Origin of the sequence: Stenotrophomonas sp. SMYL89 (assembly GCF_036319985.1) — a bacterium.
Classification (GTDB): domain Bacteria; phylum Pseudomonadota; class Gammaproteobacteria; order Xanthomonadales; family Xanthomonadaceae; genus Stenotrophomonas; species Stenotrophomonas maltophilia_Q.
On the sequence record NZ_JAWIRW010000034.1, the window covers coordinates 1 to 8834 of the forward strand.

The following is an 8834-nucleotide window of genomic DNA, read 5'->3' on the forward strand; positions in this document are numbered from 1 at the left end:
GTGGAATACATCCAGTACTACAACGAAGAGCGCATCAAACTGAAACTGAAAGGTCTGAGCCCGGTAAAGTACCGGGAGCAGGCCCAATCGGCCGCCTGACCCCGTCCAAGTCTCGGGGGGCACTTCACCCTGGGGGCTTGGCCGCGGCATCCATGCCGCGGACACTCCCGCAACCGGACCCACCCCGCCTTCGACAGTTTCCCGCGACCTGTCGGAACGACATATTGTTCTGGTCGGTGTCGACCTTGGTCGACACGGTAGATCCACGCCATGCGTGGATGACTCATTCGATATCTGACAGAAAAATCGTGTCGACCAAGGTCGACACCTACCAACAGCCGTGCGGAACAACGGCCGCAGTTGCCAACAGCCGCGGGAATCTGTCAGAGGCGGGGCGGTGTGGGTGGGCAGGACCGTTGGCGCCATGGATGGCGCCATCGAGCCCCCATGGATGGGTTTACGGCGTGTCCTGCCCACCCATACCGCCCCGCCAACCCACGGACAGCCCGCTTTTGACGTTGATGTTGATGTTGATGTTGATTCTGCAGGTGCAGGGCTGCAGGCCCTGCCGCCTCCCCCTAGAACGGAGCCGCGGACTCGAACGCGAGCGCCTCGCCCGTCAGCGGATGCGTAAACCGCAGGCTGCGCGCATGCAGATGCACGCGTTGCGCCGGCGCCGCGTCATACAGCACGTCGCCGACGATGGGATGGCCGAGGCTGGCCATGTGCAGGCGCAGCTGATGGCTGCGGCCAGTGATCGGTTCCAGCGCCACGCGCGTGCGCTGCGCTTCAGCATCACGGGCCAGCACGCGCCAACGCGTCAGCGCCGGCTTGCCGCGCTCATGGTCGATCATCTGCTTCGGCCGGTTCGGCCAGTCCACGATCAATGGCAGGTCCACTTCGCCGGCATCGCCCTCAAGCAGGCCCTGCAGAACGGCTTCGTAGCACTTGCCAACCTGGCGCTGCTCGAACTGCATCGACAACGCCGCCTGCATGTCCTTGCCACGCGCATGCAGCAGCAGCCCGGAGGTCACCTGGTCCAGGCGGTGCACGGTCAAGGCATCCGGATACAGCGCCTGCAGGCGCGCGACGACACAGTCCTGGTTCTCGGCGCTGCGGCCAGGCACGGACAGCAGGCCGGCGGGCTTTTCAGCTACCAGCAGCGCGTCGTCGATGTAGTGCAGGTGGATCATGCGGTTCCAGGAATTCCAAATGAAAACGGGGAAGCCGAAGCCTCCCCGTCTTCTGCGTACCGACCCACGGTCGGTACCTACCGGCCGAGGCCCGTATCAGCCCAGCAGGTGGGCGACGCCGGCGCGCTCTTCTTCCAGCTCGGCCAGGGTCTTGTCGATGTACTTCTGGCTGAAGTCGTCGATCGGCAGATCCTTCACCAGGGTGTACTTGCCGTTCTCGGTGGTCACCGCGAAGCCGAAGATCACGCCTTCCGGAATGCCGTAGGAACCGTCGGACGGCACGCCCATGGTGACCCACTTGCCGTTGCTGCCCAGCACCCAGTCACGCACGTGGTCGATGGCGGCGTTGGCGGCCGACGCAGCCGAGGACGAGCCACGGGCTTCGATGATCGCCGCGCCGCGCTTGCCGACGGTCGGGATGAAGGTGTTGGCGTTCCACTCCTGGTCGTTGATCGCATCGGCGATCGACGCACCATCGGCGGTGGCGAAACGGTAGTCCGGGTACATGGTCGGGCTGTGGTTGCCCCACACCACCAGCTTCTCCATGCCACCGACCGGCTTGCCGAGCTTGGTCGACAGCTGGCTCAGCGCGCGGTTGTGGTCCAGGCGCAGCATGGCGGTGAAGTTTTCCGGCTTCAGGTCCGGGGCCGACTTCATGGCGATGTAGGCATTGGTGTTGGCCGGGTTGCCGACCACCAGCACCTTCACGTCACGGCTGGCGACCTTGTTCAGCGCCGCGCCCTGGGCGGTGAAGATCTTGGCGTTTTCCAGCAACAGGTCCTTGCGCTCCATGCCCGGGCCGCGCGGACGCGCGCCGACCAGCAGGGCGATGTCGGCGTCCTTGAACGCGACTTCGGCGTCATCGGTGCCGACCATGCCGGCCAGCAGCGGGAAGGCGCAGTCTTCCAGCTCCATCATCACGCCCTTCAGGGCGGCCTGGGCCTTGTCGACCGGCAGTTCCAGCAGCTGCAGGATGACCGGCTGGTCCTTGCCCAGCATTTCGCCGGAGGCGATGCGGAACAGCAGGGCATAACCGATCTGGCCGGCGGCGCCGGTCACGGCAACACGAACGGGTGCTTTCATGGGGGTTTCCTCTTGCTTGCAAGCGTTTGATGGGACGCCGCGGGCGGAGCCACGCAGGCCTGGCGGGCGGCGGGGAACAGGGAAACGGCCACCCGTGGGTGGCCGTTTCAAAGGGGGATCAGGCGGCGAGGTGCTTGTTCCACTCGGCGACGCGGTCGGCCTGGGCGGCCAGCACGGCGTCGACGTCGCCTTCCAGGGTGATCGAATGGATCACGTCACCCTGCTTGACCGAATCGACGATGGCCTGGCCTTCCAGGACCTTGCCGAAGACGGTGTGGCGGCCGTCCAGCCAGTCGGTCTTGATGTGGGTGATGAAGAACTGGCTGCCGTTGGTGTTCGGGCCGGCGTTGGCCATCGACAGCGAGCCGACCTCGTGCTTCACGCCATTCTTCTCGTCTTCGAACTTGTAGCCCGGGCCGCCGGTGCCACGACCCTGCGGGCAGCCGCCCTGGATCATGAAGTCGGCGATCACGCGGTGGAAGATCAGGCCGTCATAGAAGCCGTGCTTGACCAGGTTCACGAAGTTGGCCACGGTCAGCGGCGCCTTGTCGGCAAACAGCTCGACCTTGATCGGGCCCTGGGTGGTGTCGAAAGTGGCGATGAGGGACATGAAGATCCTTGATGCAAAGGGGAATGCGTCTAGCCACCTAGTTTACACCCGCCTCGTGTCGGCGGCGGCTTCGACCATTGGTGAAGCGCCCCGCTTCAGCCCACGGACGGGGAGCCGCGCAGCGGGGTCCTGGCGGCCTCGGCCGGCGCGGCGGATGGCCAGCTGAATGGGCCCCGTGACAGGCGTGAAATCCACCTTTTCGCGAATCGTCAAGTTCGACGTATAATGTTGGACTTCTTTTTCCAAATCCGGCGCCGACTGGCCCCCTTTCGTATGTCCATCGAAAATCTTCGCAACATCGCCATCGTCGCCCACGTCGACCATGGCAAGACCACCCTGGTCGACCAGCTGCTGAAGCAGTCCGGCACCCTGTCCGAGCGTACCGTCCTCGCCGAGCGCGTGATGGACAGCAACGACCAGGAAAAGGAACGCGGCATCACCATCCTGGCCAAGAACACCGCCATCACCTGGGAAGACAAGAAGACCGGCATCAAGAACCGGATCAACATCGTCGACACCCCCGGCCACGCCGACTTCGGTGGCGAGGTCGAGCGCGTGCTGTCGATGGTCGACACCGTGCTGATCCTGGTCGATGCGATGGACGGCCCGATGCCGCAGACCCGCTTCGTGACCCAGAAGGCCTTCGCGATGGGCTTCAAGCCGATCGTCGTGGTCAACAAGGTCGACCGTCCGGGCGCCCGTCCGGAATGGGTGATCGACCAGGTCTTCGACCTGTTCGACAAGCTCGGCGCCACCAACGAGCAGCTGGACTTCCCGATCGTCTACGCCTCGGGCCTGAACGGCTATGCCGGCTTGGAAGACACCGTGCGTGACGGCGACATGACCCCGCTGTACGAAGCGATCATGCAGCACGCGCCGCGTCCGGAAGTGGACCCGGAAGGCCCGTTCCAGATGCGCATCAGCCAGCTGGACTACAACAACTTCGTGGGCGTGATCGGCATTGGCCGCATCCAGCGCGGCACCCTGAAGAAGAACATGCAGGTCGCGGTCATCGACCGTGAAGGCAAGAAGCGCAACGGCAAGGTCCTCCAGGTGCTGGGCTTCATGGGCCTGGAACGCATCGAGCAGGATTCGGCCGAGGCCGGCGACATCGTGGCCATCTCCGGCATCCAGGAGCTGACCATCTCCGACACCATCTGCGCACCGGACTTCCCGGAAGCGCTGCCGGCGCTGACCGTCGACGAGCCGACCATCTCGATGACCTTCCAGGTCAACAACTCGCCGTTCGCCGGCAACAAGGACCTGTCCGGTGGCAAGTTCCTGACCAGCCGCCAGATCAAGGACCGCCTGGACCGTGAAAAGGTCCACAACGTGGCCCTGAAGGTCGAGCAGCTGGAAGACGCCGACAAGTTCCTGGTCTCCGGCCGTGGCGAACTGCACCTGTCGGTGCTGATCGAGAACATGCGCCGCGAAGGCTACGAGCTGGCCGTGTCGCGCCCGGAAGTGATCATCAAGGAAATCGACGGCCAGATGATGGAGCCGATCGAGCAGCTGGTGGTGGACATCGAAGAAATCCACCAGGGCGGCGTGATGGAAAAGCTGGGCACCCGCAAGGGCCAGCTGAAGAACATGGAATCGGACGGCAAGGGCCGCGTGCGCCTGGAATACTCGATCCCGGCCCGTGGCCTGATCGGCTTCCAGAACGAGTTCAAGACCCTCACCCAGGGTTCGGGCCTGCTGTTCCACGTGTTCGACCACTACGGTCCGAAGGAACAGGGCGCGATCGCCAAGCGCATCAACGGCGTGATGATCGCCAATGCGCCGGGGACCACCCCGGCCTACTCGCTGGGCCCGCTGCAGGAGCGCGGCAAGCTGTTCGCTGCTGAAGGCGACAACGTGTATGAAGGTCAGCTGGTCGGCATCCACTCCAAGGACAACGACCTGACCGTCAACGCGATCAAGACCAAGCCGCTGACCAACATGCGCGCTTCGGGCAAGGACGATGCGATCCAGCTGACCCCGGCGATCAAGTACTCGCTGGAACAGGCCCTGGACTTCATCGAAGACGATGAGCTGGTCGAGATCACCCCGAAGGAGATCCGTCTGCGCAAGAAGTTCCTGACCGAAAGCGACCGCAAGAAGGCTTCGCGCGGCGGCTGAGCCAGCACCCCGTGAACCAGAGCGGCTACAACCCGGATCCGCACCGGCATCCGGGTCTCCACGTCATCGCCCTGCTTGAAGCGAGCAAGGCGATGCTGGCGCTGTTGGCCGCCACCGGGCTGGAAGTGCTCGGACCGCAGCCGCTACGGCACGGCATCATGGCCCTGATCCGGCGTTTCAGCCTGGATCCGGACCATGGCACCCTGCCCTCGCTGCTGCACATGATCAGCCCCGATGCGGTCCACCTGGCCGCGGCGGGGATGATCGGCTACGGCCTGCTGCACCTGGTCGAGGCCTGGGGCCTGTGGCGGGCCAAGGCCTGGGCCTCCTGGCTGGGCTGCCTGACCGCCTCGCTGTACCTGCCTTTCGACATCTTCGCGATCATCCGCCATCCCGGCTGGCCGTCGTGGACCATCCTGGCGATCAACCTGATCGTGGTCTACGTCCTCGCCCGCGACCTGCGCAAGCGCCACCGCTGAGCACCGGCTACACTGGGGGTTGGAGCCGACCAAGCCGCCCCATGCGCCCGTCCTTGCCGCCTCTGCTGACCTGCCTGCTCGCCGCGCTGCCTGCGCTGCTTTCGGCTGGCTGCAGCCCGGCCACGCCCAGCGCGCATGCGGCCGAACCTGCGAGCCGCAACGTGCCGTTCCCGTACGCCGAAACCGATGTCGCCGACCTGCAGGCGCGGATGACCGCCGGTGAGCTGGACAGCACCACCCTCACCCAGGCCTACCTGCAGCGCATCGCCAGCCTCGACCGCACCGGGCCACGCCTGCGCGCGGTGATCGAGCTCAACCCCGATGCCCTGAAGGAAGCCGCCGCCCGCGACCGCGAGCGCCGCGAAGGACGCCTGCGCGGTCCGCTGCATGGCATCCCGCTGCTGCTGAAGGACAACATCAACGCCGCACCGATGGCCACCAGTGCCGGCTCGCTGGCCCTGCAGGGTTTCCGCCCGGACGACGCCTATCTGGTGCGCCGGCTGCGCGACGCCGGCGCCGTGGTGCTGGGCAAGACCAACCTCAGCGAGTGGGCCAACTTCCGCGGCAACGACTCCATCTCCGGCTGGAGCGCGCGCGGTGGCCAGACCCGCAACCCCTATCGCATCAGCCATTCACCGTGCGGTTCCAGCAGCGGCAGCGCGGTGGCCGTGGCCGCCAACCTGGCCAGCGTGGCGATCGGCACCGAAACCGACGGCAGCATCGTCTGCCCGGCGGCGATCAACGGCGTGGTCGGCCTGAAGCCGACGGTCGGGCTGGTCAGCCGCGATGGCATCGTACCGATCTCCTTCAGCCAGGACACCGCCGGACCAATGACACGCAGCGTCGCCGATGCTGCTGCCGTGCTGACCGCGATCGCCGGCCGCGATGACGCCGATCCCGCCACCGCGACCATGCCCGGCCGCGCGGTCTACGACTACACCGCACGCCTGGACCCGCAGGGCCTGCGCGGCAAACGCATCGGCCTGCTGCAGACGCCGCTGCTGAAGTACCGCGGCATGCCGCCGCTGATCGATCAGGCGGCGATCGAGCTGCGTCGCGCCGGTGCCGTCGTGGTACCCGTCGAACTGCCCAACCAGGGCGCATGGGCCGAGGCCGAGCGCACGCTGCTGCTGTACGAATTCAAGGCGGGCCTGGAGCGCTACTTCAGCACCCATCGCGCCCCGCTGCGCAGCCTTGCCGAGCTGATCGCCTTCAACCAGGCCCACAGCAAGCAGGAACTGGGCCTGTTCGGCCAGGAACTGCTGGTAGAGGCTGACGCCACCGCTGGCCTGGCAGACCCTGCCTACATCCGCGCGCGCAGCGATGCGCGCCGGTTGGCCGGCCCGGAAGGCATCGATGCCGCCCTCTCCGCCCATCAACTCGATGCGCTGGTGGCGCCGACCACCGGCGTGGCGTGGCCGATCCGCAGCGAGGGCGACGACTTCCCCGGCGAGAGCTACAGCGCCGCCGCCGTGGCCGGTTACCCCAGCCTGACCGTGCCGATGGGCCAGATCGATGGCCTGCCGGTCGGCCTGCTGTTCATGGGCACCGCCTGGAGCGAGCCGAAGCTGATCGAGATGGCCTACGCCTACGAGCAGCGCACCCGTGCCCGGCGACCGCCGCACTTTGATACTGACGCACTGATCGACGCTGGCGAGCCTTGATCGCGTTTATGTAGAGCCGAGCCCACGTTCGGCTTCATCGGAAAATCGAAGGCAGCCGAGCATGGCTCGGCCCTACAGAGGCTGGTCGGGCTCCATCGGCACGATCGCGGCTTCGCCATCTTCAGCCCCCGGCGACCGCACATCCGCGGTACGCGCCCGCGGACCGCGCGGCCTATCCAGCTCATCATCGTGCTGCACACGTGCACGTACCTGCGGCAGCGCCTGCGGATGCTCGCGCGCAAGGAAATCGAGCATGCGCTCACGCACCAGGCAACGCAGGTCGAAGGCATCGCCGGAACTGCGTGCACTGACCAGCAGCCGCACCTGGATCGCGCGTTCGCTGGTTTCGGTCACCTGGGTCACGCAGACCCGACCATCCCACAGCGCTTCGCCACGACAGATGCGCTCCAGCTCGGCGCGGATCGCCGCAATCGGTGCCCGGTAGTCCAACCACAGGAAGGCCGTGCCGAGCAGATCGGCACTGCGCCGCGTCCAGTTCTGGAACGGGTTCTCGATGAACCAGGTCAACGGCACCACCATCCGCCGCTCGTCCCAGATGCGCACCACCACGTAGCTGCTGCCGATCTCCTCGATGCGTCCCCACTCACCTTCAACGATCACCACATCGTCCAGCCGGATCGGCTGCGTCACTGCGATCTGCAGGCCAGCGATCAGATTGCCGAACACCGGCTTGGCCGCAATGCCGGCCACCAGGCCGATCAGACCCGCCGAGGCCAGCAGAGCCGTGCCGATCTTCTGCACCATCGGAAAGGTCAACAGCACCAGCGAGGCGCCGAGCACGATGATGCCCCCCATCAACACGCGGCTGAGCACCCGCGTCTGGGTCTGGATGCGGCGCGCTTCCAGGTTGTCGGAGACATCGATGGGATGGCCGCGCAGGATCGCGCGCTCACCCGCCGCCACCGCGCGTACCAGCAACCAGATGAAGCAGGCGGTCAGCGCGATGTGCAGCACATGCTGCAGATTGCCCAGCACGGGATCCTGCAGCGGCGTGGCCTGCAGCGCGGGGATCAACAGCAGCAGTGGCCACGCGGTCGCCATCGGCAGGCCAAGCACGCGACCGATGCGCGCGCGCCGACGATCACGCCCTTTCAGCCGATGATAGATCCAGAGGATCAGCCACGCGCCGATGCCACCCGCTACTGCTGCCAATCCCAACGGCCATGCGTAGGCCTGCGCGCTTTGCCAGTGCACCGTTGCTACCTCCACTCGAACAGCCTAGCGGACAGCCTCGCGCATGGCGCATGAGCGTCACGTCAGCCGTTCGTAAGCAGGGTGTTGGTCGGCAGGGCTTGCAGCCCTGCACCTGCTGCGAGCTGGAGCAACAGCAACAGCAACAGCCGAAGCAGAAGCGGGTTTCCTGTGGGATGGCGGGGTGGGTCCGGTTGCGGGGGATGCCGTGGATCCATCCATGGAGGCTCGGTCGCCGCATCCATGCGGCTCACTGATCTGGCCCCCGCAACCGGCCCCACCCCGCCTTCGACAGTTTCCTGCGATCTGCCAGCAAAGTCTGAGGTCAGATCCGTTTTCCAGAGGAAAACGGATCTGACCCCATCTTCTGATTTCGAAATCTGACAGACATTCATCCACGCATGGCGTGGACCCACCGTGTCGACCAAGGTCGACACCTACCAACAGCCGCAGGGATCTGTCAGAGGCGGGG

At 65.9% G+C, this 8834-nt stretch carries 8 protein-coding genes; 4 read left to right on the forward strand and 4 right to left on the reverse strand.

The annotated features are described in order from the left end of the window. Positions 1-99 (forward strand): IS3 family transposase (locus V3B41_RS20310; RefSeq protein WP_197616391.1); only part of this gene is annotated, 99 nt, incomplete at its 5' end. 479 nt (positions 100-578) lie between these two features. On the opposite strand, the gene V3B41_RS20315 is transcribed toward V3B41_RS20310, so the two are convergent. The 3 genes from V3B41_RS20315 to V3B41_RS20325 form a co-directional block, all read right to left on the reverse strand. After that, complete coding sequence (locus V3B41_RS20315) at positions 579-1193, reverse strand: RluA family pseudouridine synthase (protein WP_197620061.1); 615 nt, start codon at positions 1191-1193, stop codon at positions 579-581. 96 nt (positions 1194-1289) lie between these two features. Further along, the gene (locus tag V3B41_RS20320) at positions 1290-2276 is read right to left on the reverse strand and encodes a malate dehydrogenase (RefSeq protein WP_004153634.1); all 987 of its coding nucleotides are present in this window, start codon (positions 2274-2276) and stop codon (positions 1290-1292) included. A 118-nt stretch (positions 2277-2394) separates the two neighbouring features. Further along, on the reverse strand, positions 2395-2886 hold the full coding sequence (locus tag V3B41_RS20325) for a peptidylprolyl isomerase (protein ID WP_005408225.1): 492 nt from the start codon (positions 2884-2886) through the stop codon (positions 2395-2397). Between the two features lie 273 nt (positions 2887-3159). Here V3B41_RS20325 and typA point away from each other — a divergent pair, with 273 nt between their 5' ends. The 3 genes from typA to V3B41_RS20340 are packed head-to-tail and all read left to right on the forward strand — an operon-like array spanning position 3160 to position 7150. Further along, a complete protein-coding gene (gene typA / locus V3B41_RS20330) occupies positions 3160-5007 on the forward strand; it encodes a translational GTPase TypA (protein WP_010483969.1) in 1848 nt (615 codons plus the stop codon). A gap of 11 nt (positions 5008-5018) precedes the next feature. Next, positions 5019-5486 (forward strand): DUF2127 domain-containing protein, encoded by a 468-nt coding sequence (locus V3B41_RS20335; protein ID WP_049432763.1) that lies wholly within the window; start codon positions 5019-5021, stop codon positions 5484-5486. Between the two features lie 41 nt (positions 5487-5527). Then, complete coding sequence (locus V3B41_RS20340) at positions 5528-7150, forward strand: amidase (protein ID WP_197651135.1); 1623 nt, start codon at positions 5528-5530, stop codon at positions 7148-7150. Between the two features lie 72 nt (positions 7151-7222). Here the strand turns inward: V3B41_RS20340 and V3B41_RS20345 are convergent, their stop codons facing one another. Then, positions 7223-8365 (reverse strand): mechanosensitive ion channel family protein, encoded by a 1143-nt coding sequence (locus tag V3B41_RS20345; RefSeq protein ID WP_049432766.1) that lies wholly within the window; start codon positions 8363-8365, stop codon positions 7223-7225. Between the last annotated feature and the right edge of the window lie 469 nt (positions 8366-8834).

What these genes read in the sequence shown, in the direction of transcription:
- V3B41_RS20315 (WP_197620061.1), bottom strand. Translation starts at nt 1,193, where the DNA reads ATGATCCACCTGCACTACATCGACGACGCGCTGCTGGTAGCTGAAAAG.
- V3B41_RS20320 (WP_004153634.1), bottom strand. Translation starts at nt 2,276, where the DNA reads ATGAAAGCACCCGTTCGTGTTGCCGTGACCGGCGCCGCCGGCCAGATC.
- V3B41_RS20340 (WP_197651135.1), top strand. Translation starts at nt 5,528, where the DNA reads ATGCGCCCGTCCTTGCCGCCTCTGCTGACCTGCCTGCTCGCCGCGCTG.
- typA (WP_010483969.1), top strand. Translation starts at nt 3,160, where the DNA reads ATGTCCATCGAAAATCTTCGCAACATCGCCATCGTCGCCCACGTCGAC.
- V3B41_RS20325 (WP_005408225.1), bottom strand. Translation starts at nt 2,886, where the DNA reads ATGTCCCTCATCGCCACTTTCGACACCACCCAGGGCCCGATCAAGGTC.